The 24,389-nt window shown below is 70.4% G+C and carries 24 protein-coding genes and 1 riboswitch; of the genes, 23 read left to right on the top strand and 1 reads right to left on the bottom strand.

Annotation, left to right across the window (positions count from 1 at the left end; translation table 11 throughout):
• Window position 1 precedes the first annotated feature (1 nt).
• The 8 genes from VGS97_RS15445 (at window position 2) to VGS97_RS15410 (ending at window position 9,274) form a co-directional block, all read left to right on the top strand.
• Window positions 2–1,294, top strand: a complete 1,293-nt coding sequence (locus VGS97_RS15445) for a homoserine dehydrogenase (RefSeq protein WP_326854210.1) — start codon at window positions 2–4, stop codon at window positions 1,292–1,294.
• A 40-nt stretch (window positions 1,295–1,334) separates the two neighbouring features.
• Window positions 1,335–2,414 (top strand): threonine synthase, encoded by a 1,080-nt coding sequence (gene thrC, locus VGS97_RS15440; protein ID WP_326854209.1) that lies wholly within the window; start codon window positions 1,335–1,337, stop codon window positions 2,412–2,414.
• Window positions 2,415–2,418: 4 nt separating this feature from the next.
• Window positions 2,419–3,450 (top strand): homoserine kinase, encoded by a 1,032-nt coding sequence (gene thrB, locus VGS97_RS15435; RefSeq protein ID WP_326854208.1) that lies wholly within the window; start codon window positions 2,419–2,421, stop codon window positions 3,448–3,450.
• Window positions 3,451–3,859: 409 nt separating this feature from the next.
• Window positions 3,860–5,953, top strand: coding sequence for a transcription termination factor Rho (gene rho, locus VGS97_RS15430; RefSeq protein WP_326854207.1), 2,094 nt, complete (start codon window positions 3,860–3,862; stop codon window positions 5,951–5,953).
• Window positions 5,954–6,140: 187 nt separating this feature from the next.
• A complete protein-coding gene (rpmE, locus tag VGS97_RS15425; protein ID WP_326854206.1) occupies window positions 6,141–6,362 on the top strand; it encodes a 50S ribosomal protein L31 in 222 nt (73 codons plus the stop codon).
• A 126-nt stretch (window positions 6,363–6,488) separates the two neighbouring features.
• Window positions 6,489–7,562, top strand: a complete 1,074-nt coding sequence (gene prfA / locus VGS97_RS15420; RefSeq protein WP_326854205.1) for a peptide chain release factor 1 — start codon at window positions 6,489–6,491, stop codon at window positions 7,560–7,562.
• A 100-nt stretch (window positions 7,563–7,662) separates the two neighbouring features.
• Window positions 7,663–8,571, top strand: coding sequence for a peptide chain release factor N(5)-glutamine methyltransferase (gene prmC / locus VGS97_RS15415; protein ID WP_349262148.1), 909 nt, complete (start codon window positions 7,663–7,665; stop codon window positions 8,569–8,571).
• 61 nt (window positions 8,572–8,632) lie between these two features.
• On the top strand, window positions 8,633–9,274 hold the full coding sequence (locus VGS97_RS15410) for an L-threonylcarbamoyladenylate synthase (RefSeq protein WP_326854203.1): 642 nt from the start codon (window positions 8,633–8,635) through the stop codon (window positions 9,272–9,274).
• A gap of 130 nt (window positions 9,275–9,404) precedes the next feature.
• On the opposite strand, the gene VGS97_RS15405 is transcribed toward VGS97_RS15410, so the two are convergent.
• The gene (locus VGS97_RS15405; protein ID WP_326854202.1) at window positions 9,405–10,133 is read right to left on the bottom strand and encodes a transglycosylase family protein; all 729 of its coding nucleotides are present in this window, start codon (window positions 10,131–10,133) and stop codon (window positions 9,405–9,407) included.
• A gap of 8 nt (window positions 10,134–10,141) precedes the next feature.
• Window positions 10,142–10,334, bottom strand: a riboswitch (cyclic di-AMP (ydaO/yuaA leader).
• Window positions 10,335–10,707: 373 nt separating this feature from the next.
• Here VGS97_RS15405 and glyA point away from each other — a divergent pair.
• The 15 genes from glyA (at window position 10,708) to VGS97_RS15330 (ending at window position 24,389) form a co-directional block, all read left to right on the top strand.
• On the top strand, window positions 10,708–12,045 hold the full coding sequence (gene glyA, locus VGS97_RS15400; protein WP_326854211.1) for a serine hydroxymethyltransferase: 1,338 nt from the start codon (window positions 10,708–10,710) through the stop codon (window positions 12,043–12,045).
• A gap of 425 nt (window positions 12,046–12,470) precedes the next feature.
• Window positions 12,471–13,835: an MraY family glycosyltransferase gene (locus VGS97_RS15395; protein WP_326854201.1), complete on the top strand. Its 1,365-nt coding sequence runs from the start codon at window positions 12,471–12,473 to the stop codon at window positions 13,833–13,835.
• A gap of 189 nt (window positions 13,836–14,024) precedes the next feature.
• Entirely contained in the window at window positions 14,025–14,477 is a 453-nt protein-coding gene (locus VGS97_RS15390) for a hypothetical protein (protein ID WP_326854200.1), read from the top strand.
• Window positions 14,478–14,613: 136 nt separating this feature from the next.
• On the top strand, window positions 14,614–14,892 hold the full coding sequence (locus VGS97_RS15385; RefSeq protein ID WP_326854199.1) for a hypothetical protein: 279 nt from the start codon (window positions 14,614–14,616) through the stop codon (window positions 14,890–14,892).
• A gap of 111 nt (window positions 14,893–15,003) precedes the next feature.
• Window positions 15,004–15,819: a F0F1 ATP synthase subunit A gene (gene atpB / locus VGS97_RS15380; protein WP_326854198.1), complete on the top strand. Its 816-nt coding sequence runs from the start codon at window positions 15,004–15,006 to the stop codon at window positions 15,817–15,819.
• Window positions 15,820–15,891: 72 nt separating this feature from the next.
• A complete protein-coding gene (atpE, locus tag VGS97_RS15375) occupies window positions 15,892–16,131 on the top strand; it encodes an ATP synthase F0 subunit C (RefSeq protein ID WP_326854197.1) in 240 nt (79 codons plus the stop codon).
• A gap of 35 nt (window positions 16,132–16,166) precedes the next feature.
• Entirely contained in the window at window positions 16,167–16,733 is a 567-nt protein-coding gene (locus tag VGS97_RS15370; protein WP_326854196.1) for a F0F1 ATP synthase subunit B, read from the top strand.
• A complete protein-coding gene (locus tag VGS97_RS15365; RefSeq protein ID WP_326854195.1) occupies window positions 16,733–17,560 on the top strand; it encodes a F0F1 ATP synthase subunit delta in 828 nt (275 codons plus the stop codon). The genes VGS97_RS15370 and VGS97_RS15365 overlap by 1 nt, the downstream gene beginning before the upstream one ends.
• Before the next feature lie 113 nt (window positions 17,561–17,673).
• Entirely contained in the window at window positions 17,674–19,314 is a 1,641-nt protein-coding gene (atpA, locus tag VGS97_RS15360; protein WP_326854194.1) for a F0F1 ATP synthase subunit alpha, read from the top strand.
• 5 nt (window positions 19,315–19,319) lie between these two features.
• On the top strand, window positions 19,320–19,475 hold the full coding sequence (locus VGS97_RS15355; RefSeq protein ID WP_326854193.1) for a hypothetical protein: 156 nt from the start codon (window positions 19,320–19,322) through the stop codon (window positions 19,473–19,475).
• A gap of 4 nt (window positions 19,476–19,479) precedes the next feature.
• Window positions 19,480–20,388 (top strand): F0F1 ATP synthase subunit gamma, encoded by a 909-nt coding sequence (locus VGS97_RS15350; RefSeq protein ID WP_326854192.1) that lies wholly within the window; start codon window positions 19,480–19,482, stop codon window positions 20,386–20,388.
• Window positions 20,389–20,393: 5 nt separating this feature from the next.
• Window positions 20,394–21,905 carry a F0F1 ATP synthase subunit beta gene (gene atpD / locus VGS97_RS15345; RefSeq protein ID WP_326854191.1) on the top strand — a complete coding sequence of 504 codons (1,512 nt, stop codon included), beginning with the start codon at window positions 20,394–20,396 and terminating at the stop codon, window positions 21,903–21,905.
• A 30-nt stretch (window positions 21,906–21,935) separates the two neighbouring features.
• Window positions 21,936–22,340, top strand: a complete 405-nt coding sequence (locus VGS97_RS15340) for a F0F1 ATP synthase subunit epsilon (protein ID WP_349262147.1) — start codon at window positions 21,936–21,938, stop codon at window positions 22,338–22,340.
• Between the two features lie 326 nt (window positions 22,341–22,666).
• Entirely contained in the window at window positions 22,667–23,200 is a 534-nt protein-coding gene (locus VGS97_RS15335; protein ID WP_326854189.1) for a DUF2550 domain-containing protein, read from the top strand.
• Window positions 23,201–23,339: 139 nt separating this feature from the next.
• On the top strand, window positions 23,340–24,389 hold the full coding sequence (locus VGS97_RS15330) for a tetratricopeptide repeat protein (RefSeq protein WP_326854188.1): 1,050 nt from the start codon (window positions 23,340–23,342) through the stop codon (window positions 24,387–24,389).

The following is a 24,389-nucleotide window of genomic DNA, read 5'->3' as shown; positions in this document are numbered from 1 at the left end:
CATGAGCGAGCGCCCGCTGAAGGTCGCGCTGCTGGGCTGCGGGGTCGTCGGCTCCGAGGTCGCCCGGCTCATGACGACCACCGCCGGTGACCTGGCCGCCCGGATCGGCGCCCCGCTCGAACTCGCGGGCATCGCGGTGCGTCGGCCCAACCGGGTGCGGGACCTGCCGGTCGACCCGGCGCTGTTCACGACCGATGCGCTCGCGTTGGCGACGCGCCGGGATGTGGACGTCGTGGTGGAGGTCATCGGCGGCATAGAGCCGGCGCGCGCGCTGATGCTCGGCGCGCTGGCGAACGGCGCGAGCGTGGTGACCGCGAACAAGGCGCTGCTGGCCGAGGACGGCGCGACGTTGCACGCCGCCGCCGAGAAGCACGGCGCCGACCTCTACTACGAGGCCGCTGTGGCCGGCGCCATTCCGCTGCTGCGGTCGCTGCGCGAGTCGCTGGTCGGCGACAAGGTCAAGCGGGTGCTCGGCATTGTGAACGGGACGACCAACTTCATCCTCGACCGGATGGATTCGACCGGCGCGGGTTTCGCGGACGCGCTGGACGAGGCGACCGCGCTGGGGTACGCGGAAGCGGATCCGACGGCGGACGTCGAAGGCTTCGACGCGGCGGCCAAGACCGCGATTCTCGCGGGGCTGGCGTTTCACACGAGGGTGACCGCGGCGGATGTGTACCGCGAGGGCATCACCGAGGTCACGGCCGCCGATGTCGTTTCGGCCCGCGAGATGGGTTTCGTGGTCAAGTTGCTGGCCATCTGCGAGCTCGACCCGGTGCGCGAGTCGGTCACCGCCCGCGTGCATCCGGCGATGATCCCGCGCTCGCATCCGCTGGCCGGGGTCCGCGAGGCGTACAACGCGGTGTTCGTGGAGTCCGAGGCCGCGGGGCAGCTGATGTTCTACGGACCCGGGGCCGGTGGGGCGCCGACCGCCAGTGCGGTGCTCGGGGATCTTGTGGCCGTGTGCCGCAACAAGGTCAACGGTGGGCGGGCGCCCGCGGTGACTTTATATGCCGACCTGCGTGTCGGCTCGATGGGTGAAGCGCGCACGCGCTATCACATCTCGTTGGATGTGGACGACAAGGCCGGCGTGCTCGCGCAGGTGGCCTTGGTGTTCGCCGACCATGAGGTGTCGATTCAGACGGTGCGCCAGTCCGGCCAGGGAGACGACGCGCGGCTCGTCGTCTCGACGCACGCGGCCACCGACGCCGCGCTCGCCGCCACCGTCGAGAGCCTGCGGGCCCTGGACACGGTGCGCGACGTGACTTCCGTGATGCGAGTCGAGGGCGAGTAGGCCGAGCAGGCCGAGGCCGAGTGGGAATACTGGAGTCCTGATGGTGGAGACCGTGGCACGATCGCGCGGCGGCTGGCGCGGCGTCATCGAGGAGTACCGCGAGTGGCTTCCGGTTCGCGCCGGCACGCCGGTCGTCACCCTCGGCGAGGGCGGCACGCCGCTGGTGCGCGCGAAGCTCGTCTCCGAGCGGACCGGCTGCGACGTGTACCTCAAGGTCGAGGGCATGAACCCGACCGGCTCGTTCAAGGACCGCGGCATGACCGTGGCCATCTCCAAGGCCGCCGAAGAGGGGGCCGAAGCGGTCATCTGCGCGTCGACCGGCAACACCAGCGCCTCGGCCGCCGCCTACGCCGTACGCGCCGGTATGGTCTGTGCGGTGCTCATCCCGGACGGCAAGATCGCGCTGGGCAAGATGAGCCAGGCCCTCGCGCACGGCGCCAGGATCCTGCAAGTGGCCGGGAACTTCGACGACTGTCTGCGGCTGGCGCGCGATCTCGCGGAGGACTACCCGGTCGCGCTGGTCAACTCGGTCAACCCGGCGCGGCTGGCCGGGCAGATGACCGCCGCCTTCGAGATCGTGGACGCCCTCGGCGACGCGCCGGACGTGCACGTCCTGCCGGTCGGCAACGCCGGGAACATCTCGGCTTACTGGATGGGCTACACGGAGTACGAGAAGGGCGGGTTGGCCACGCACCGCCCGCGGATGTTCGGCTTCCAGGCGGCGGGCGCGGCACCTATCGTCGGCGGGGCGCCCGTTGCCAGTCCGCAGACCATCGCAACGGCCATCCGGATTGGCAACCCTGCGTCGTGGGAGCTGGCGACCGCGGCACGTGACGAGTCCGGCGGCCTGATCGAGGCCGTGACGGACCGTCAGATTCTGTCCGCGTACCGGTTGCTGGCCGCAGGTGAGGGCGTGTTCGTGGAGCCTGCCAGCGCGGCGGGCATCGCCGGGCTGCTGCACCTCGCGCAGCAGGGCAGGCTGGAGCGCGGGCAGCGGATCACGGTGACCGTGACCGGCAACGGGCTCAAGGACCCGGACTGGGCGATCAACGGCGCGCCGACCCCGCCGAAGATCCCGGTCGACGCCGCGGCCGCGGCCGGCATCCTCGGGCTCGGCTGATCGGGTGAGTCATTTGGCCCAGCCGGCTCAGCCGCGCTTCCGTCCGGGACCGGTCACCGTCCGCCCGCCGGCCACCAGCGCCAACCTCGGTCCCGGCTTCGACTGCTTTGGCCTGGCGCTCGAACTGCGCGACGAGGTCGTCGTCGAGGCGCTGGACGAGCCGGGTCTGCACGTGGAAGTCACCGGCGAGGGCGCGGGGGAGGTCCCGCTGGACGAGGGGCATCTGCTCGTGCGCTCGGCACGTGTGGGGTTCGACGCGCTCGGCGGGCAGCCGGCCGGGTTACGCGTGCGGTGTCACAACCGGATCCCGCACGGTCGAGGGCTCGGCTCCTCCTCCGCGGCGATTTGCGCCGGCCTGGTGGCCGCCCGCGAGTTGGCCGTGGGTGGCGCATCAGTGCTCGATGACGATACGCTGCTCGACCTGGCGACGAGGATCGAGGGGCACCCCGACAACGTCGCGCCCGCACTGCGCGGAGGACTGACCGTCGCCTGGACACAGGCTCCTGAGGACGATGAGGACGACAGGCACCCTGATCCCGGTGAAGCGCAGGGTGCTTCAAGCTCTCAACCGCGGGACATGCGTGCCTTTGCGCTGCGGCTGACTCCTGATCCGGACGTCTCAGCAGTCGTCCTCATCCCGCAGAACCGGCTGGCCACCGAGGTCGCGCGCGGACTGCTGCCGCAGCTGGTGGCGCACCGCGACGCGGCGGCCAACGCCGGCCGCGCGGCACTGCTCACGGCCGCGTTGACGACTCCGGAGCTGACGCACCATCATCGGGCTGTACTGTTGCACGCCGCGACGCGTGACCGGTTGCATCAGGACTATCGCGCCCCGGCGATGCCGGAAAGCGCGGCCCTGATCCGGCGGCTGCGCGCGGCCGGGTTCGCCGCCGCCGTCTCCGGCGCCGGCCCGAGCGTGCTCGTGCTGACCGTCGGCCCAGGTTGGCCGCAGAAGGCCGCCTCCTATGCGCCCGGCGGATGGGACGTCGCAGTCCTGACCGTCGCCGCTGCGGGGGTGACGGCCGACGTCGGGTAGCCCCGTGCGACCGACACGCAAGATCTCGCCGAGAGTTGGGGAATGCCACAACGCCTCAAGAGTGTTAACCTCGTAACCGCACCCGTTGTACGCGGTGGCCCGGCGACCCATCTCGGGCGCCGACAGCGCGGCCACGGACAGTGCTCCCACCTGACGGACCACGTCGCATCCCCCTCCGGGATTCTTTCATCCTGTGTGCACATGCCGGCGGTGGCCCTGACGGCCCCCTTTCTCAGGCGTATTTATGCACGCCGCCGGACACGGTGGACCACCGCCGTCCGGTAATGAACCCCCGCCCCTGCGGTCGTCGCGGTGCCGGAAATCGGACACCGCCGGCCGGACAGGGGCACGACCGGTCGCCGTGCCGGGCCATCCCGGCGACGGCGCCCGCTCCAGGGAAGGACCCTTCGTGAGCGATACCACCGAACTGACCTCCGCCGACGAGTCTGCGAGCCGCGGCAGGCGCCGCACCGGCACCGGGCTGTCCGGGCTGCTGCTGCCTGAACTGCGACTCAAGGCCGCAGAGCTGGGCATCAAGGGCGTAACCCGGATGCCCAAGGGTCAGTTGATCGAGGCGATCCAGCTGCGCCAGGGCGGGTCGGGCGCGGGGACCGCGTCCGCCGGCGCCCCGGCCGCCGCCTCGACCGGAACGCGTGCCGGTGGTGCGCAGGACACCGGCTCGAACGGTGGCGCGACGACCCGGCGCACCAGCACGAACGGTGCCGCGACCGTCCAGCAGGCCCCCGAGGCCGCCGCGCCCGCGCGGGAGGAGCGCGCCAACGGCCGTCGTCGCGCCATCTCGGCGCAGCAGCGCATCCCGGAGCAGCCCGCCCGCAAGGAAGAGGTCGCGGCCGAGACCGCGCCCGTGGCGCAGGCGCAGAGCCGCACCGCCGAGGCCGTCCCCGCCGCGTCCGCGCAGGGCAGCGGCACGCCCACTGCGACCGCCGGCACCGCGACCGCCGGCACCGCGCAGGGCACCGCTCAGCAGGGCGGCAGCACCGGCGAGGGCGTGCAGCCGTCGCGGCGTGAGCGCAACCGGGACCGCAACAACAACCGCAACCGGGACCGTGACCGCGGCGACCGTCAGCAGCAGCATCAAGGGCAAGGCCAGAGCCAAAGCCAGGGGCAGGCCAACGAGCGCCCCGCCGGCAACCGCGACGGTCAGGGCCAGGGCCAGAGCCAGAGCACCGGCGGCGGTGACGAGGACTTCGAGGGCCGCGGGCGGCGCAGCCGCTACCGTGACCGCGATCGGGACCGTGACCGCGGCGGCAACCGTAACCGGCGCGGCCGCGAGGGCTACGAGGGTGGCGGCTCGCCTGAGTCCACCCTCACCGAGGACGACGTCCTGATCCCGGTCGCCGGCATCCTGGACGTGCTCGACAGCTACGCCTTCGTGCGCACTTCCGGCTACCTGCCCGGCCCGAACGACGTGTACGTCTCGCTGGCGCAGGTGCGCAAGTACAACCTGCGCAAGGGCGACGCGGTGGTCGGCGCGGTGCGCCAGCCGCGTGAGGGCGAGCGCCGGGAGAAGTTCAACGCGCTGGTCAAGCTGGACAGCGTCAACGGCGTCACCCCCGAGGAGACCCGCGAGTCGCGCGACCCGCGCAGCCCGAACCACCGCGCCGAGTTCAACAAGCTGACCCCCCTCTACCCGCAGGAGCGGCTGCGCCTGGAGACCGAGGCCAGCGGGCTGACCACCCGGATCATCGACCTGGTCGCCCCGATCGGCAAGGGCCAGCGCGGCCTGATCGTCTCCCCGCCGAAGGCCGGCAAGACCCTCGTGCTCCAGGCGATCGCCAACGCGATCACCGTCAACAACCCCGAGGTCCACCTCATGGTCGTGCTCGTCGACGAGCGGCCGGAAGAGGTGACCGACATGCAGCGCTCGGTCAAGGGCGAGGTCATCGCCTCCACCTTCGACCGTCCGGCCGAGGACCACACCACGGTCGCCGAGCTGGCCATCGAGCGGGCGAAGCGGCTGGTGGAGCTGGGCCACGACGTGGTCGTGCTGCTCGACTCGATGACCCGCCTCGGCCGCGCGTACAACCTCTCCGCCCCGGCCTCCGGCCGCATCATGTCCGGCGGTGTCGACTCGACCGCGCTCTACCCGCCGAAGCGCTTCTTCGGCGCCGCGCGCAACATCGAGAACGGCGGCTCGCTGACCATCCTGGCCACCGCGCTGGTGGAGACCGGCTCGAAGGCCGACGAGGTCATCTTCGAGGAGTTCAAGGGCACCGGGAACCTGGAGCTCAAGCTGGACCGGCGGCTGGCCGACAAGCGCATCTTCCCGGCCGTGGACATCGACCAGTCCGGCACCCGGCGCGAGGAGATCCTGCTCGGCGGCGAGGAACTGGCGGTCATGTGGCGGCTGCGCCGGCTGCTGCACAACATGGAGCAGCAGCAGGCCATCGAGCTGCTGATCACGCAGATGCGCAAGACGAAGTCGAACGTCGAGCTGCTGATGCAGATCCAGAAGAACACCCCCGCGCGCGACGGCGAGTAGCAGCGGGAATAGCACACCCGCTCGGTTCCGTTGAGGCACCGAGCCCGGCAGGGGCCGCCGCACTCCGAGCGTGTTTTGGAGTCGGCGGCCCTGGCCTGGCAGACTGGTACGTCGGTCCCGGTTCACGCCACGGCACGGGATGACCGAGTGGCGATCCGGCGGCCCTTTCGACCATGAGGAGCACATCGTGAAGTCCGGGATCCACCCCGAATACGTCGTCACGCAGGTGACGTGTACCTGCGGCAACACCTTCACCACGCGGTCCACCGCGACCCGCGGCGAGATCCACGCCGACGTCTGCTCGCAGTGCCACCCCTTCTACACCGGCAAGCAGAAGATCCTGGACACCGGCGGCCGGGTGGCCAAGTTCGAGGCCCGCTTCGGCGGCAAGAAGAAGTCCGGCAAGTAGCGCGTACGACGGCGTCGGCGCCTGGGGGAACCCCGGCGTCGGCGCCGTTTCGTGTTGGCGGCCGCGGGTTGCCCGCGTCGCGCCGGCCGCCGGGCCCGAGACCGAGTCGAGAGAGAGCGTGGCACCGTGTTCGAGGCGATCGACGACCTGATGGTCGAGCACGCCGAGCTGGAGCGGCGCCTCGCCGACCCGCAGGTGCACACCGACCAGGCGCTGGCCCGCAAGCTGGGTAAGCGTTACGCCGAGCTGACGCCGATCGCGGAGACCTACCGCGCCTACCAGGCGAACGCCGGCGACATCGAGACCGCGCGCGAGCTGGCCCGCGAGGATCCCGCCTTCGCCGACGAGATCGAGCCCCTACAGGAGCGGCGCGGTGAACTGGAGCTGCGGTTGCAGCATCTGCTGATCCCGCGCGACCCGAACGACGACAAGGACGTCATCGTCGAGATCAAGGCCGGCGAGGGCGGTCAGGAGTCGATGCTGTTCGCCGGCGATCTGCTGCGGATGTATCTGCGTTACGCCGAGCGGCAGGGCTGGAAGACCGAGGTCATCGAGGCCACCGACTCCGACCTCGGCGGCTACAAGGACGTCTCGCTCGCGGTGAAGACCCGCGGCGTCCCGCAGCCCGGTGACGGCATCTGGGCGCGGCTGAAGTACGAGGGCGGCGTGCACCGGGTGCAGCGCGTGCCGGTCACCGAATCGCAGGGCCGCATCCACACCTCAGCGGCCGGGGTGCTGGTCATGCCCGAGGCGGAGGAGGTCGAGGTCGAGATCAACCCGAACGACCTGCGTATCGACGTCTTCCGCTCCTCCGGGCCCGGCGGCCAGTCGGTCAACACGACGGACTCCGCGGTGCGCATCACCCATCTGCCGACCGGCATCGTCGTCTCCTGCCAGAACGAGAAGTCGCAGTTGCAGAACAAGGAGTCGGCGATGCGCATCCTGCGCGCCCGGCTGCTGGCCGCCGCGCAGGAGGAGGCGGACAAGGAGGCCTCCGACGCGCGCCGCAGCCAGGTGCGCACGGTGGACCGCTCCGAGCGCATCCGGACCTACAACTTCCCGGAGAACCGGATCTCGGACCACCGCACCGGGTTCAAGGCCTACAACCTGGACCAGGTGCTCGACGGCGAGCTCGACCCGGTGATCCAGTCCTGCGTGGACGCCGACCTGGCCGCCAAGCTGGCCGGCCAGGAGCTCTGAAGCCGTGAGCGACGCGGACCCCGCAGATTCGGACGCCGGACCGGCGCCGACCGCCCTGCCCGGCCTCGCCGGAGCGGCGGGCGGCGTCGGTACTGCGCCGATCAACACCGCGCCGCTCAACGCTGCGTCCGTCAACACCGCGCCGCTCAACCTGCTGCTGTCCGAGGTGGCGCTCGCGGCGGTCCGGCTGGCCGAGGCCGGGGTCGACTCGCCGCGCGCCGACGCCGAGGAACTGGCCGCCTGGGTGCACGGCGTGCGCCGCGGCGAGCTGCACACGGTCCGGGACGGTGATTTCGACGCGCGTTTCTGGGAGGCCGTCGCGCGCCGGGAGAACCGCGAGCCGCTCCAGCACATCACCGGCCGCGCCTTCTTCCGCTACCTGGAGCTTGAGGTCGGCCCGGGGGTCTTCGTGCCGCGCCCGGAGACCGAGGTCATGGTCGGCTGGGCGATCGACCGGCTGCGCGATCTGGACATCGCCGAACCGCTGATCGTGGACCTGTGCAGCGGCTCCGGAGCTGTGGCGCTGGCCATAGCGCAGGAGGTGCCGCGCTCGCGGGTGCACGCGGTGGAGCTGTCTGCCGATGCCCTCGCGTGGAGCCGGCGCAACCTGGCACGCACGCCCGAAGGCCGGCGGGTCACGCTGCACCACGCCGACGCGCTCACCGCGCTGCCCGAGCTGGACGGCACCGTGGACCTGGTCATCTCGAACCCGCCCTACGTCCCGCTGCTGGACCGCGACCGCGTCTCGGCCGAGGCGCGGGACTACGATCCGCAGCTGGCGCTGTACGCCGGGCCGGACGGCCTGGATATGATCCGCTCGCTCGAACGGACCGCGTTCCGGCTGCTGCGTCCGGGCAGCTGGGTGGCTGTGGAACACTCTGACGAGCAGGGCGGGGCGGTGCAGCGGATCTTCCTGGAGGAACTGGGCTGGGCCGAGGCCGCCGACCACCGCGACCTGACCGGCCGCCCGCGATTCGTGACCGCTCGCAAGGAGGGACGCAGCGCATGAGCAGTGTGCGCCCGGGGAGTATGTACACGGCGAGTATGTGTACAGGGAGCCGTGAGGGCCGATGAGCCGCCGCTACGACTGCTCCGACCCCGACCAGCGCGCCGCCGGGCTGCGCGAGGCCGCGGCGTCGGTACGCCGCGGGGAACTGGTCGTGCTGCCCACCGACACGGTGTACGGCATCGGCGCGGACGCGTTCTCGGCGGGCGGGGTCGCCTCGCTGCTGGCCGCGAAGGGCCGCGGCCGGGACATGCCGGTGCCGGTGTTGGTCGGCGCGCCGGCCACGCTGCACGGCCTGGTCGCGCAGTTCCCGGAGGGCGGCTGGGACCTGGTCGACGCCTACTGGCCCGGCGCGCTGACGATCGTCACCCGCCACCAGCCCTCGTTGCAGTGGGACCTGGGCGACGCCCGCGGCACCGTCGCGCTGCGGATGCCGCTGCACCCGGTCGCCATCGAGCTGCTCACCGAGGTCGGCCCGATGGGCGTTTCCTCGGCCAACCGCTCCGGGCAGCCCCCGGCGCAGACGGCGTCCGCCGCGCAGGACCAGCTCGGCACGTCCGTGGAGATCTACCTGGACGGCGGGCCGACGGCGGACAGCGTGCCGTCGTCGATCGTCGATTTGACCGGGGACGTTCCGAAGCTGTTGCGCGAGGGCGCGCTGAGCTTCGAGGAAATCGCCAAGGTGGTGCCGAACATCACGCGCTGACATACCGTCACGTCAGACGTGCTGGCACAGATACGGCTGTGTGACGGACTAGCCGCGCCCGGACCCCGTTCGAGGGTCCGGGCGCGGTTCGCGTTTGGGCGGCGCAGCGCCTGAGCGTTGCGGCGCCGACTCAGAAGTGCAGGACCTGGCCCGGGAAGATCAGGTTCGGGTTCGAGCCGACGACCGACTCGTTCTCCTGGTACAGGTTCTGCCAGCCCGACAGCCCCTTGCTCTGCGCGATGCCGGAGAGCGTGTCGCCCGGCACGACGGTGTAGCTGTGACCGCCGGTCGCGGTGGTCGACGGGGCGCTGGTCACCGGGGCGCTGTAGGTCGAGCCGGTGCTCGGCGTCGAGGTGGAGTGCGACGGGGCCGAGTAGGTCGACTGGTGCGAGCTGCCGGAGCTTGAGCTGGAGCCCGAGTTGGAGCCCGAGCCCGCGCCGTTCGCGTTGGTGGTCGTGTAGCTGCCGCCTGAGGTGTAGCCGTGCGGGCCGCATACCGGCCAGGCGCCGATGCCCTGCCCGGCGAGCACCTTCTCGGCGATCGCGATCTGCGCGGTGCGGCTGGCCTGGTTGGCGTACGACGCGTAGGCGCCGCCGCCGTAGCCGAGCCAGGTCTGCTCGGTGAACTGGAGCCCACCGTAGAAGCCGTTGCCGGTGTTGATCGCCCAGTTGCCACCGGACTCACACTGCGCGACCGCGTCCCAGTTGATCGAGGACGCGTGGGCCGCGCCGGCGGCCATGAACGGGATGGTCACGCCGGCGCCCGCGGCTGCGGCGGTGGCGATCACCCGGCGGGCGTAGGAGGGCTTGCGATGGCGCCCGGCGGACGCGGGCACGTGGAAAGCACGACTGATGGCCATGAAAGAAAAGCGTTCCTCTCCCACGCCTGCGAAGTGAGCTGTCGGATTCGGACCGGAGAAATGGCCCTACCGCGAGTCGCGCGGATTCACCCCGAGCCGGTGTCGCACGGGCCGCCACTGGTGGGCGGCGCCCGTTGCACCGGCGGAAAAGTGGTTCCTCCGCTCCTGCCCGTCGGGTTTCGGGTACGGCGTGGGCGGCGGGCAGGATTCGGCGTACCGACCACGGTGTCCGCGTAGGCGGACGGCAACGACCGTAAGCAAATCCGCCGCGGAAACTCAACTTCGCGCAGGTGTGGCAGATCTCACATGGACAGTCAGTCCTTGATTCGCGACTTTCCGTTGACCGGCAACGGCTTTCTCCGCACTGTACGAAGTCTTACTAGTGCTCTGCGTCACCGTCGTGACGAACGGTGAGCGACGCACTACTGCGCGCCCGAGCCGACACGAGCGTCGGATTGCGGCTTGTTGCCCGTGCCGGACGGTGCCTCTCGTCCTAGTGTGTGAGGGAAAAGTCCGCAACTGCCCGCAAATCGCGCGGGCTCCCCTCAGAGGCATTGACACTTGGAGCGTGATCATGTCCCCCATCGCCGCTCCCCGACTCCACACCGCCGACCCGATCGCCCCGTTCTACGGACCCGACTACGGCGCGCTGGTGCGCACCGATCCGCAGATCGCGGGCGTGCTGCTGGATGAGCTCGAACGCCAGCGCAGCTCGCTGCAACTGATCGCCAGCGAGAACCCCGCCTCACCGGCCGTCCTGGCGGCGCTCGGCTCGGTGCTGTCCAACAAGTACGCCGAGGGCTATCCCGGGCGCCGCTACTACGGCGGCTGCGCCCAAGTGGACGCGGCCGAACGGCTGGCCGTCGACCGCGCCGTCGCGCTCTTCGGCGCGGACCATGTCAACGTGCAGCCGCACACCGGCGCCGCCGCCAACCTCGCCGTCTTCGCCGCGCTGCTCACCCCGGGCGAGAAGGTCCTGGCCATGGCGCTGCCGCACGGCGGCCACCTCACCCACGGCGCGCAGGGCAACTTCTCCGGCACCTGGTTCGAGACCGTGGGATATCCGGTCAGCGAGCAGACCGAGCTGATCGACTACGACCGCGTGCGCGACCTGGCCCGCGAGCACCGGCCGAAGCTGATCATCTGCGGGGCCACCGCCTATGCCCGGCTGATCGACTTCGCCGCGTTCCGCGCGATCGCCGACGAGGTCGGCGCGCACCTGCTGGTCGACGCCGCGCACTTCGCCGGCCTCGTCGCGGGCGGCGTGATCCCCTCGCCGGTCCCGTACGCGGACGTGGTCACCCTGACGACGCACAAGACGCTGCGCGGCCCGCGCGGCGGCGCGATCCTGTGCCGCGCCGAACTCGCCTCCGCGATCGACCGCGCGGTCTTCCCCTTCACGCAGGGCGGGCCGCTGATGCACGCGATCGCCGCCAAGGCGGTCGCCTTCGCCGAGGCGGCCAAGCCGGAGTTCCGCGAGTACGCCGCGCAGATCGTGGCGAACGCCCGCGCGCTGACCGAAGCCCTCGAACAGGAGGGGATGCGCGCCGTCTCCGGCGGCACGGACACCCATTTGGCCGTATTGGACCTGCGCGGCAGGGACGGGGCCGGCGTGCGCACGGCCGTCGGCGCGAAGGTCACCGGCCGCGAGGCGGAGATGCGCTGCGAGCGGGCCGGCATCATGCTCAACCGCAGCTGCGTGCCCTACGACTCGGCCAAGCCGATGGTCACCTCGGGACTGCGCGTCGGCACCGCCACCGTCACCGCCCAGCGGATGAAGGAGCCTGAGATGCGCCGGATCGCCACCCTGATCGGCCGGGCGGTCCGTGACGCCGACGGCGTCGCGGTCCCGGCCGTGGAGAAGGAGGTCGCCGAGCTGGTGGGTGAATTTCCGCTGTACCGACCCCGCTGAACCGGTGAAATCAGCACCCGCAGTCACCGCGACCGTCATCCGAATGGCCGCCCGGCGGCGTGTTTCCGGCAACCGGAGCGCCCCGCCGGGCGTCTTCCTTGTCAAGCGTCCCGGCGTGAATCCGTCGACAAGTACCACCGGCAGACCACGTACTACCGTGACGCACGTTCCTGAAGGTGCGGGCGAGGCTCAGCGGCCCGGCGTACCCTGATCACCGACGAGGGCTGAGGGGGGTGTTTGAGATGTGGAGCCGGATCGGGGAGCGTCGTATGGCGCGTGCGATCGCAAGGCGTCGGGCCGTGCCCACACTGGAGGTTTGGGCGCGACCCGACGACGCGGCGAGCGTGCGTGACAGGCGACGCGACTGCTGCTTCACAGCTCAAACACCCCCTGACACGGGGTCGGAAGGCGGCGGGCGGAGCTAGATGCGCGAGTATCTGGTCGTCATGGCGGTCGCCTGGGTGGTCACCTACCTGACCACCGGGCCGATCCGCGTGGCGGCGATCCGCTTCGGCGCTCTGACCGAACTGCGCGCGCGCGACGTGCACACCGTCCCCACCCCCCGGCTCGGCGGCCTGGGCATGTACCTCGGCTTCCTGGCCGCGCTGGTCTTCGCCGCGCACATGCCGATGTTGCATCAGTGGGTCTACACGCAGTCGCTGGCCATCCCCGGGCTGCTGTGGGGCTCCGGCCTGCTGACCCTGCTCGGCATCGTTGACGACCGCTGGGGCGTGGACGCGCTGATCAAACTGGCCGGGCAGGTCTTCGCCGCCTCGGTCATGGTGCTCAGCGGCGTGCAGATCAACTGGCTGCCGATCCCCGGATACGGCACCGTCGGCCTCGACCCGACCAGCGCCGCGGTGCTGTCCATCCTCATCGTGGTCATCATGATCAACGCGGTGAACTTCGTGGACGGCCTCGACGGCCTGGCCGGCGGGATGTGCGCCATCGCCGCCCTGGCGTTCTTCGCCTACGCCTACCGGCTCCAGGTCGGCTACTTCATCACCGCCGCGACCCCCGCCGTGATGATCGCCGCGATCGTGGCCGGGATGTGCTTCGGCTTCCTGTGCCACAACTGGTCCCCTGCGCGCATCTTCATGGGCGACTCCGGCTCGATGCTGCTCGGCCTGCTGCTGGCCGCCACCACCATCCTGGCCATCGGGCAGGTCGACCCGGACCAGGTGATCCAGGCCGCGCACTCGCAGACCGCGGCGACGCACAAGAGCCTGGCCGTCTACATCCCGCTGGTGCTGCCGTTCTCGGCCCTCGCCCTGCCGATGGCGGACATGATCATGGCGGTGGTCCGGCGCACCAAGGCCGGGCGCTCGCCGTTCTCCGCGGACAAGGAGCACCTGCACCACCGGCTGTTGCAGATCGGCCATTCGAAGCAACGCGCGGTCCTGATCATGTACCTGTGGGCAGCGCTGATCTCCGCCGTGGTGATCCTGGTCACCGTCACCCCGCAGCACCGCCCGCCGATCCTCGTCGCGATCGGCGGCTTCGGCGCCGCGCTGCTGTTCCTGCTGCTGCCACGCGCCCGCAAGCACATCGACGACCACGCGGTACGCACTGCGCGCCATGCCGCCCTGCACGCCCGCCGCGCCGCCGCGGCCGCAACGACGCCTGCCTTGGCGCCGGCTTGGATGTCCCCCGCTACCGGTACTGCTACCGACAGTTCAGCACCCTCTACTACCGTGCCGTCTACTACAGCGCCCGCCGCGGAAGCGAACGCACAGCCGCCCCCGCCGCTGCCCGACCTGGTTCACACCACGCGTCCACCCACCGGTTGAGCAGGCGTGTGACGACATGACAGCTCCGGTGCGGGGGACGTGATCGAGGCCACCCAGACTCGGTAAAGACGCGCTCAGTCGTTTGTGATAGGTTTCACGAGCAAGGAGCCCATCGAGAATACGCCCGCAGCCGATGGCCCGTGCCCCGCGAACCCGTGACCCCACGAGCACTGTGACATCACGAGCGCAGTGACATCGAACAAACTGGAGCCACACACCATGCAGGCCGACGACGTCCGCGCGCTACGGCAGTCTGCCGTAGCCACCGTGGCCGTCGGCGTGCTCGGCGCCGTCGTCGGGGGAGTCGTGTCAGGCGGGAAGGGCGTGCTGGGCGCCGTGATCGCGATCCTCGTCGTGAGCCTCTTCTTCGTGATCTCACAGATCGCCGTCATGCGCGCCGCGCGGGTGAGCCCGCAGTTCATGATGATCGCGGCCGTCGGCACCTACACCGTCGAGATCCTGGCCTTGGCGGTCCTCTCCTCGCAGTTCAAGGACACCACGCTGTTCAGCGGCCGGGTCTTCGGGGTCACCGCGATCGCCTGCGTCCTGGCGTGGAGCGCCGGCCAGATCCGTGCCTTCGTCACGGCCAAGACCCTGATCGTCGAGCCGTCGTCCATGCACGGCGCCGCCGGGGATTCGTGAGCCGCCATGACCGCCGCCACGCTCCGACGAGCCGCCGCCCGCATCAGTCATCGCGCGCGTCCCGGCCATTCGCTGCGCAGGCGCCACGGAGCCGAGTTGTGCCGGGAGCACGCCGGAGCGCGCACCGGAGCCGGCGATGAGCCCGACGACCCGACCGCCCGCTGACCCACCCGCACGGCAGCCACAGGAAGCCGGCGAGGATGCGGACCGGGCCGAGAGGCGCAGGCAGGAATCCTTTGGATGGTCCATCGTCGGGCACATGGCCTCGGCGATCGCCGTCTACGGGGGACTGGCTTATCTCATCGGCCGGTGGACCGGTCATCCGATCCTGCTGCTCTTCGGTGTGCTGTTCGGCGCGGCGGTGTCCCTCTGGTACACCGTGCACCTCGCCCTGCGGGAGCAGCGCCGGAAGTGACCGCGCGGCACCCCGGGCACCGGTGCGGCCGCGTCGGCGAAGCGACCATCCCAAGTCAATTAGCCTATTGATATATCGGCACATGATGCGCCAGGCCGAAGGAGTGAACCGGTGAGTACCACGGCAACCGCGAGCAGCCTGCTCGCCTCCGGCTGCCACCTGGGCTCTGGGTGCGGGTTCCCCGCGCCGTCCCTGGACAACTTCAACTTCGCACCGATCTTCTCGATCGGGTCCTTCCATTTCACCAAGCCGATGCTGCTCGCGCTGGTCAGCTCGCTGCTCGTGTGCGGGTTCTTCTACTACGCCTTCCGCGCGCCGAAGCTGGTGCCGCGCGGCGCGCAGAACGTCGGCGAGCTCGGATACCTGTTCGTGCGCGACCAGGTGGCCAGGCCGATGATCGGCAAGGAGGCGGACCGGTACGTGCCGTTCCTCTTCTCGCTGTTCTTCTTCGTCTGGATCATGAACCTGATGGAGATCATCCCGGTCGCCAGCTTCCCGGCGACCTCGAAGATCGCCTTCCCGGCCTCCATCATGGCGATGGTCTACCTCACCTACTGGACGCTGGCGATCAGGCGCAAGGGGCTGTGGGGCTTCCTGCGCGGCACGATCCCCACCGGCGTGCCGCTGTGGGTGCTGGCGATCCTCGTCCCGGTCGAGTGGGCGCGGGTGCTGATCGTGCAGCCCTTCACCCTGATGGTGCGGCTGTTCGCCAACATGTTCGCCGGGCACATGCTGCTGGCCACCTTCATGGCGGCCACCTGGTACCTGACCAGCGCGTCGATCGGAGCGCTCTTCGCCGCGGGCTCGCTGGCCATGGTGATCGTGCTCACCGGCTTCGAGATGCTGATCCAGGCCCTTCAGGCCTACATCTTCATCATGCTCACCTCGCAGTACATCGGCGAGTCGCTCGCCACCGAAGGCCACTGATCCGCCCCGCCCCAGCACCACAAGCCAACCGGTGGACAGCCCGCCGGTTCGACTCGAAGGAACTGACACAACATGTCCGCAGTTGACCTCGCCGCCACCGGTGTCACCGGCTCCCTCGGCGCCGTCGCCTACGGCCTGGCCGCCATCGGCCCGGGCATCGGCATCGGCCTGATCTTCGGCCACTCGGTGGAGGCCATCGCCCGCCAGCCCGAGGCCCGCGGCACGATCATGTCCACCGCGTGGATCGGCTTCGCGCTGACCGAGGCGCTGGCGCTCATCGGCATCGTCATGCCGTTCGTCTTCGGCAAGTGACCGACGCGGAGCCAGGCAGGTAAGGAGGCACCACCGTGGCACAGCTCACGATCCTCGCCGACCAGAACCCGATCGTGCCCGACACGACGGAGCTGATCCTCGGCATCGTCTCGTTCGCGATCGTCTTCTTCTTCCTCTACATCAAGGTGCTGCCCGGCGTGCGCAAGGTGCTGGCCGAGCGTACCGAGGCGATCGAGGGCGGCCTACAGAAGGCCGAGGTCGCCCAGGCCGAAGCCGAGCGGATCAGGGCCGAGTTCACCGCGAAGCTGGCCGAGTCGCGGCACGAGGCGGCCGAGGTGCGGGCCAAGGCCCAGGCCGAGGGCGCCGCGCTGGTGGACAAGGCCCGCGAGGAGGGGGTCAGGCAGCGCGAGGCCATCGTCGCCGCCGGGCACGCCCAACTGACCGCGGACCGCAACTCCGCGGTCTCCGTCCTCAAGGCCGACCTCGGCAAGCTCGCGGTGGAGCTGGCGGACAAGATCGTCGGCGAGCGGGCCGCCGACAGCGCCCTACAGGAGCGGATCATCGACCGGTTCCTCGACGAGCTCGACGCCCGTCTCGGCGCCCCGGCCGGTGCGGCTTCCGCGCCGGGACAGGCGGGCTGATGCGCGGCGCGAGTCGGGATTCGCTCAAGCAGGCCCAGGAGTCGCTGGCCGCGCTGACCGGCATGCCGTCGACGGACGTCACGGCGTTGTCCGACGGCCTCGCGGCCGTCGGCGCGGCGCTCGACGGCGACGTGTCGCTGCGCCGGCTGCTCACCGACCCCTCCCGCGATCCGCAGCAGCGCGCGGCGCTGGTCGCCGCGCTGTTGACCGGCAAGCTCGGCGAGCCGGTCGTGGACCTGGTGGCGGGCATGGTGCGCGGCCGCTGGTCGCAGCCGCGCGACCTGGCCGACGCGGTCGACGTGCTGGCCACCGAGGCCGAGCTGGCCCTGGCCGAGCGGGCCGGTGCCCTCGACGCGGTCGAGGACGACCTGTTCCGCTTCGGCAGGATCCTGGCGGCCGAGCCCGAACTGGCCGCCGGCCTGTCCGAGCACGGTTTCAGCCGACACGGTGCCGCCGCGCAGCGCACCGCGCTGGTGGACTCGCTGCTCGCGGGCAAGGCGAGCCCGTCCGCGCTGCGGCTGATCCGCCGGCTGGTGGCCGCCCCGCGCGGGCGGTCCGTGGTGACCGGGGTCGAGGAGCTCAGCCGGATCGCGGCGGCGCGCCGCGAGCGCATCACCGCCCTGGTGACCGCCGCGGTACCGCTGACCGAGGCGCAGCGCGCCCGGCTCTCCGGCATCCTGGCCCGAGCTTATGGACGCGACATCCGGCTGAACGTGGAGCTCGACCAGGAGCTGATCGGCGGCATGACCATCCGGATCGGCGACGACATCATCGACGGCTCGATCGCGGGACGCCTGGCCGAAGCCTCGCGCCGGGTCTCGCACTGACACGACGTGACCCTCCGGGCCGGAGGGTGGCAGTACCAACGCGCGGGCGAAGGCCCGGATGCGGTGACATCGAGGGCCGAAGGCCCGGGAGAACTAGGGAGTAAGAAAGACTCATGACGGAGCTCACGATCCGTCCCGAGGAGATTCGGGACGCGCTGGAGCGCTTCGTCTCGTCGTACGAGCCTTCGGCCGCGAACGTCGACGAGATCGGTACGGTCACCGAGGTCGGTGACGGTATCGCCAAGGTCGAGGGCCTGCCCTCGGCCATGACCAACGAACTGCTCAAGTTCGAGGACGGCACGCTCGGCATCGCGCTGAACCTGGACGTGCGCGAGATCGGTGTGGTCGTCATGGGCGACTACACCGGCATCGAGGAGGGGCAGGCGGTCCGCCGCACCGGGGACATCCTGTCCGCGCCGGTCGGCGACAACTTCCTCGGCCGGGTGGTGGACCCGCTGGGCAACCCGATCGACGGCCTCGGCCCGATCGAGGCGGAGACCCGGCGCGTGCTGGAACTCCAGGCCCCCACGGTCATGCAGCGCCAGTCGGTCAACGAGCCGCTGCAAACCGGCATCAAGGCCATCGACTCGATGACCCCGATCGGCCGCGGCCAGCGCCAGCTGATCATCGGCGACCGGCAGACCGGCAAGACCGCGGTCTGCATCGACACCATCCTGAACCAGAAGGCGAACTGGGACTCCGGCGACCCGAAGAAGCAGGTGCGCTGCATCTACGTCGCGGTCGGCCAGAAGGGCTCGACGATCGCCGCGGTGCGCCAGGCGCTTGAGGACAACGGTGCGCTGGAGTACACGACCATCGTCGCCGCCCCGGCCTCCGACCCGGCCGGCTTCAAGTACCTGGCCCCGTACACCGGCTCGGCCCTCGGCCAGCACTGGATGTACGCCGGCAAGCACGTGCTGATCATCTTCGACGACCTTTCCAAGCAGGCCGAGGCGTACCGCGCCATGTCGCTGCTGCTGCGCCGCCCGCCGGGCCGCGAGGCGTACCCCGGCGACGTGTTCTACTTGCACTCCCGGCTGCTGGAGCGCTGCGCGAAGCTGTCCGACGACATGGGCGCGGGCTCGATGACCGGCCTGCCGATCGTCGAGACCAAGGCGAACGACATCTCGGCGTTCATCCCGACCAACGTCATCTCCATCACCGACGGCCAGTGCTTCCTGGAGACCGACCTGTTCAACTCGGGCGTGCGTCCCGCGGTGAACGTCGGCACCTCGGTCTCCCGGGTCGGCGGCGCGGCGCAGGTCAAGTCGATGCGCCAGGTCTCCGGCTCGCTGCGGGTGGATCTGGCCCAGTTCCGCGACCTGGAGGCGTTCGCCGCCTTCGCGTCGGACCTCGACGACGCATCCAAGGCGCAGCTGGCCCGCGGCCAGCGCATCGTCGAGCTGCTCAAGCAGCCGCAGTACAGCCCGTTCCCGGTGCAGGAGCAGGTCGTCTCGATCTGGTCCGGCACCTCCGGCGAGTTGGACGAGGTCCCGGTCGAGGACATCCGGCGGTTCGAGGCCGAGTTCCTCGACCACCTGCGCTCCGCGCACCCGGAGATCCTGAGCAGCATCGCCGCGAAGAACGAGAAGCTCTCCGACGACGACCTCGCCCTGCTGCGCTCCGCGATCGACTCCTTCAAGAACACCTTCGAGAAGAGCGACGGGCAACTGCTGCGCGGCGACGTGTCGGTCGGCGCCCTGGACCCGTCCGAGGTGGGCCAGGAGACGATCACCCGGCACACGAAGGGCTGAGCGTCGTGACGACGACCTATCAGGGCTCTTCGAACTTGACCGCGGCCTCGTCGGCGGCTGTGGGCTCGACCGCCGCTGCGCGTCGGCCGACCCTGCGCCGCCGGCCACGGTCGAGTTCGAGGACGGCCGACCAGACCGACCGCTCCGGGAAGGAGGGCTGAGGCCATGGGCGGGCAACTCCGGGTCTACCGGCGGCGCATCGCGTCCGTCTCCGCGACCAAGAAGATCACCCGGGCGCAGGAGCTGATCGCCACCGCGCGCATCGTCAAGGCGCAGCAGCGTGTCGCGCAGTCGACCCCTTACGCACGGGAGATCACCCGCGCCGTCTCCGCGGTGGCCTCGCACTCCAACGCGAAGCACCCGCTGATCGGCGAGCGCCCGCAGCTGCGGCGCGCGGCGATCGTGCTGATCACCGCGGACCGCGGCTTCGCCGGGGCGTACAACACCGCGGCGATCAAGCAGGCCGAGCAGCTCGCGGCGCTGCTGCGCGAGCAGGGCAAGGAGATCGACCGGTACGTGATCGGCCGCAAGGGCGTCACGTTCTACACCTTCCGGGGCGTCACGCCGGCCGGGACGTGGACCGGGTTCTCCGACAACCCGCAGTACGGCGACGCGGCGGCGATCGGCGACGCGCTGATCGAGTCCTTCCTCAAGGGCGGCGAGGACGGCGGCGTCGACGAGCTGCACGTGGTCTCCACCGAGTTCGTCACGATGCTGAGCCAGAACCCGACGGCGGCGCGCTTCCTGCCGCTGGAGATCGAGGAGAGCACCGAGGCGCCGCCCGGCGGGGTCTTCCCGCTCTACGAGTTCGAGCCCTCGCCCGCCGAGGTGCTCGACGCGCTGCTGCCGAACTACATCAAGGCGCGGCTCTACAACGCCCTGCTCCAGTCGGCCGCCTCCGAGCACGCCGCCCGGCGGCGGGCGATGAAGTCGGCGACGGACAACGCCACGGACCTCATCCGCCAGCTCACCCGGCTGGCCAACTCGGCTCGCCAGGCCGAGATCACCCAGGAGATCAGCGAGATCGTGGGCGGCGCGAACGCGCTGGCCGAAACGTCCGCGGGAAGCGAATAGGAACCATGACGACCACTGACCAGGCGACCACGACCGGCGTCGGCCGCGTCTCGCGGATCATCGGTCCCGTCGTCGACGTGGAATTCCCCGTCGACGCGATGCCGGAGCTGAACAACGCGCTGACCATCGACTACGACTTCCAGGGCGAGAGCCGCACGCTGACCCTTGAGGTCGCCCAGCACATCGGCGACAACATGGTCCGCGCCATCGCGATGAAGCCCACCGACGGCCTCGTGCGCGGCTCCGAGGTGAAGGACAGCGGCGGCCCGATCTCGGTGCCGGTCGGCAACATCACCCTGGGGCACGTGTTCAACGTGACCGGCGACGTCCTCAACCTCAAGGACGGCGAGCAGTTCGAGGCCGGCGAGCGCTGGGGCATCCACCGCAAGGCGCCGAGCTTCGACCAGCTGGACTCGAAGACCGAGATGTTCGTCACCGGCATCAAGGTCATCGACCTGCTCACCCCGTACGTCAACGGCGGCAAGATCGGCCTGTTCGGCGGCGCGGGCGTGGGCAAGACGGTGCTGATCCAGGAACTGATCTACCGGGTCGCGGAGAACTTCGGCGGCGTCTCCGTCTTCGCCGGCGTCGGCGAGCGCACCCGCGAGGGCAACGACCTGATCGCGGAGATGACCGAGACCGGTGTCATCGAGAAGACCGCGCTGGTCTACGGCCAGATGGACGAGCCGCCGGGCACCCGTCTGCGCGTCGCGCTCTCGGCGCTGACCATGGCCGAGTACTTCCGCGACGTGCAGAAGCAGGACGTGCTGCTGTTCATCGACAACATCTTCCGCTTCACCCAGGCGGGCTCCGAAGTCTCGACCCTGCTCGGCCGCATGCCGTCCGCGGTGGGCTACCAGCCGACCCTGGCCGACGAGATGGGCCAGCTCCAGGAGCGCATCACCTCGACCCGAGGCCACTCCATCACCTCGGTGCAGGCGATCTACGTGCCCGCGGACGACATCACCGACCCGGCGCCGCACACCACCTTCGCCCACCTGGACGCGACGACGGTGCTGAGCCGTCCGATCACCCAGAAGGGCATCTACCCGGCCGTGGACCCGCTGGACTCGACCAGCCGCATCCTCGACCCGCGGTACATCTCCAAGGACCACTACGAGACCGCGACCCGGGTCAAGGCGATCCTGCAGAAGTACAAGGATCTTCAGGACATCATCGCGATCCTGGGCGTGGACGAGCTGTCCGAAGAGGACAAGATCACCGTGCAGCGCGCACGGCGGATCGAGCGCTTCCTGTCCCAGAACACGTACGTGGCCCGGATCTTCACCGGCGTCGACGGCTCGTTCGTGCCGCTGGACGAGACCATCGCCGCGTTCACGGCGATCGCCGACGGCAAGTACGACCACGTGCCCGAGCAGGCGTTCTTCATGTGTGGTGGGCTCGAAGACCTCGAACGCAAAGCCAAGGAACTGACCAAGTGGGCCGGGCGGCCCCGCCGGACGGCGGCGCTGACCGGCTCACCGGAACCGGTCAGCCGCCCCCGGCGGGTCCGCTAGGCTTTCCCGCACGAGGAGTGGAGGAGCCGCATCGTGGCTGAACTCGAAGTGACGCTCGTCGCGGCGGACCGCGAGGTCTGGTCCGGCAGGGCGTCGCTGGTGATCGCCAAGACCGCGGACGGCGATGTCGGCGTGATGCACGGTCACCAGCCGATCCTGTCCGTGCTGTCCCCGTCGGTGGCGACGATCAGGACCGTGGTGGACGGTGTGCCGGGGGAGACCCTGAAGGTGGCGGTGCACGGCGGCTTCATCGCGGTGGACGACAACCGGGTCTCGCTGCTGAGCGAGGCGGCCGAGTTGTCCGACGAGATCGACGTCGCCAGGGCCCAGGAAGCGCTGACCCGTGCCCGGGCCGGCGAGTTCGACAGGGACTCGGAAGCCGCCGCGCTGCGTGCCGAGGTACGCCTGCGCGCCGCGGGCCGCGCCGTGCACTAGGGGGTGTTTGAGAAGTGGTGTCGGGGTCGCGTCGCCTGTCACGCGCGCTCGCCGCGCTGTCGGGCCGTGCCCGTACTGCCGGTATGGGAACGGCCCTCCGCCTTGCGGTCGCACGCGCCATGCGTCGCGCCCTTGTCCGACCCCACTTCTCAAACACCCCCTAAGGCGACGGAGCAGGAGCATCCGTGCATGCGACGGTGACGGTGAGGGGCCGGGGCCGAAGGGGGCCGGGCAGGGCGAGGGCGAAACGCCCGAGCCGTGCGCATCCGTGCGCTGCGGCGTCCGGCTGTCCGGATGGACACGGACAGGCGCGGGCGGTGTAGCCGATGGTTCTCACCGACCTGCTGGATGGCCTCGTCACCACGGTGCTGGTGCTGCTACTCGGCATAGGCGTCCTATTCGCCCGGCGGGTGGTGATCCGCCGACGCGGCGGCACGTTCGATTGCAGCCTGCGCCTGACCCCCGGGTCGGCGCAGGCTGCGGTGCATTTCGGAACCTCGCACCAAACGGCCGTGGCGCAGCGCGGTACCAGCACCCCGCTCAGCGCGGCCGGAGTGCGCGCCGGACGCGGCTGGTCCTACGGGGTGGCCCAGTACGAGAACGACCGGATCGACTGGTTCCGCATCTTCTCCTACGCCTTCCGCCCGGCCGCGGTGCTCACCCGCCCCAACCTGGAAGTGATCGGCCGCAGAGACGCCGAAGGCCATGAGGAACTCGCGCTCTTCCCCGGTTGGACCATCGTCGAGTGCAGATTCGGTGCCGGCCTGGTGGAACTGGCGATGTCCCCCGACGCGCTGACCGGCTTCCTGTCCTGGATCGAGGGCGCCCCGCCCGGCCAGAACGTCAGCAGAGTCTCCTGACGAACCTGACCTGGCCCCCGCCTCGATCCCCCTCGGTCCCCGCCCCCATCCCGCACCGACCCCACGTGCTTCCCGAGCCGTATACCGCCCACACAAGTCAGACTATTGTGAAGCAGTAGCCACACGCGAGGAGCGGCCGGTGAGCGCAACCCACGGCGCGGATCTGGCCCGCGCCCAACGCCTCCTCGCTCTCAAGCGGACCGGCGAAGCCCTCGCAATAGTGACCGTCGTGCTCTCGTCGCAGCCCGACGACCCGGCCGCGCTGCGCCTGGCCGCACGTTGCCAGTCGGCCCTGGGCAGCAACGCGGAAGCGCTGCGTACCGCGAAAGCAGCGGTCGCCGCTGATCCGCATTCCGAGCACGGCTACCGCATTCTCGCGGAGGTGTTGCGCCGCACGAAGAGTCACAAGGCCGCGGCCGAGGCGGCGGCCGAGGCGGTGCGCCTGGCTCCCGAGGAGTGGCGCGCGCACCTGACGCAAGCACAGTGCCTCCTGCGCGTGGACCCCAACGCCGCGCTCAAAGCCGCCGAACGCGCCTGCGAACTGGCCCCGCAAAGCGCGGACACCCACTACGTCCGCGGCGCGATTCTCAGAACGCTGCGCAAGAAGGAGGAAGCCCGAGCCGCCTACCGACAAGCGCTGGCGATCAACCCCCAGCACGCGCAGGCGCATGGCGCCCTCGCGATACTCGATCAGTCCAGGTGGGGCTGGGGCGGTTCGTTGCGAGGCTTCCGCAGGGCGCTGAGCATAGATCCGCAGCAGCGCACCCTCCGACTCAACCTCGAATCAGTCATCTTGCGACGCCTGTGGCGCCTCGGCTGGCTGGCCGTGATCGGAATGCAGATAGTCAGCGGAAGCGCAGAGTCCTCCAGCGGCCACGAAGTGCGCGTCACAGCCGTGGTCGCAGACGCGGTGCTCGTCGCGGCAACCTGGGCCCTGCTGTGGCCGAACCGCCGAGACCTGGGCGTATTCGGCTGGCGCCTGGTGCGCACCGACCGCAGAGCACTGGCCTGCGAATCCGTCGTCGTTGGCGCCGTGCTCCTGATCGCCGCCTGCGCCATCGCGCCGTCCATCACGAACAGCGGCATCTACGTCGGCGTGTGGCTCGCCGCGGAACTGGCCGTGGTGCTGATCCTGTTCCAGCTCAGAGCCATGGCGCGCCGAGTGGCCCGCAACCCTGAAGCGCTGTGA

It is taken from the genome of Actinocrinis sp. (genome assembly GCF_035946395.1).
In the GTDB taxonomy this organism is placed as follows: Bacteria; Actinomycetota; Actinomycetes; order Streptomycetales; family Catenulisporaceae; genus Actinocrinis.
Note: the sequence above shows the minus strand (reverse complement) of the source record. Positions and strands in the feature narration are given on the sequence as shown.